Below are 1482 nucleotides of genomic sequence, written 5' to 3'. Positions count from 1 at the left end.
TGTTAGAACCCATTTAAAGTGTCTATATTCTCACCAATAAAAATGTCTGGTTTATGATGATTTTTATCACCATGGACTGGATATAAAATATAGATGCTGATCACTATGTCTGACAAAGAAATTCAACGTCTTGCAGTTCTGCAAGACGTTCGCGATCGACGTATTACACAAGTCCGTGCTGCTGAAATCCTGAATCTTTCAACACGCCAAATTACTCGATTATTGCACAAGCTCAATCAAGACGGTGTTTCAGGTCTGGCACATGCCAGTCGTGGTCAACCGGGTCATCGTCGTCATGATGACTTGTTAAAATCAAAGTGCCTTTCCTTTATTTCTGAACATCTGCTGGGCTTTGGTCCCACCTTGGCGCATGAGAAGCTCAACAGCATGTTTGACCTGAATATCCCTGTAGAAACGCTTCGGCGCTGGATGACTGCAAATGGTCTCTGGATTCCGCGATCCAAGCGCCAGAAACGTCCATATCAACCTCGATATAACCGCGATTGCTTTGGTGAGCTAATCCAGATTGATGGCTCATATCACGATTGGTTTGAAGGACGTGACGCTAAATGCTGCTTGTTGGTTTATATTGATGATGCCACTGGAAAGCTGTTGCATCTGCGCTTTTGTGAGGCCGAAACGACCTTTGATTATATGCTTTCAACCCGAGCCTACATTGAGCAATACGGCAAGCCTTTGGCCTTTTATAGCGATAAACACTCAGTATTTCGAGTCAATCAGAAATCCAAGCAAGACAGCCAGATCACGCAATTTGGCAGGATTCTCAACGAATTAAACATCGATATTATCTTTGCCAACTCACCACAGGCCAAAGGACGTGTGGAACGCGCCAACAGAACTCTGCAGGATCGCCTGATCAAGGAAATGCGTTTGGAAGGCATCTGCTCAATTACCGAGGCCAATGCTTGGCTGCCCTGCTTCATTGAGCAGTTCAATCAGAAGTTTGCCAAGTGTGCGAGAAACTCGAAGAACTTGCATCGACCTTTAACGGAATCTGATGCTGAGCTAGAGGATATTTTTACCTGGCAGGAACCGCGTAAGGTCACGAAGAATCTGACTATCACGTATGACAAGTGTATTTATATGCTTGAGCCAACACCACTGAACCACAAACTTGTTGGGCAATACATAACATTTTTAGAGTATCCAGATGGTACTGTGGCCATCATGCACGAAGGACGGAAGATCAACTATAGCACCTTCAATAAACTGGCTGGACTACAGCAAAATGCAGTTGTTGAGAATAAAAGATTAGGTTCGGTTCTGGCCCATATCCAGCAGCAACATGAGGAGTTGGAGAAACAGAATAAACGTTCCCGTCTCAAGAAAAGTATGCCGAGTCGTAAAGCTCAGAAAGCTGTTATTGAACAAAGATATTTAAATCCTGTTCTTGACTCTTGCAGTTAAAAACAGGACATTTTAAATGGTTTATCGCATAGACATTTTAATTGGTGAATAGCA

The 1482-nt window shown here is 43.4% G+C and carries 1 protein-coding gene; it reads left to right on the top strand.

The features are described 5' to 3' along the window. The first annotated feature begins 93 nt into the window (after positions 1-93). Complete coding sequence (locus FTV11_RS16900; protein ID WP_180074509.1) at positions 94-1428, top strand: ISNCY family transposase; 1335 nt, start codon at positions 94-96, stop codon at positions 1426-1428. Positions 1429-1482: the final 54 nt, after the last annotated feature.

Source organism: Acinetobacter sp. YH12231 (assembly GCF_013417755.1).
GTDB classification, from domain to species: Bacteria; Pseudomonadota; Gammaproteobacteria; order Pseudomonadales; family Moraxellaceae; genus Acinetobacter; species Acinetobacter amyesii.
Note: the sequence above shows the minus strand (reverse complement) of the source record. Positions and strands in the feature narration are given on the sequence as shown.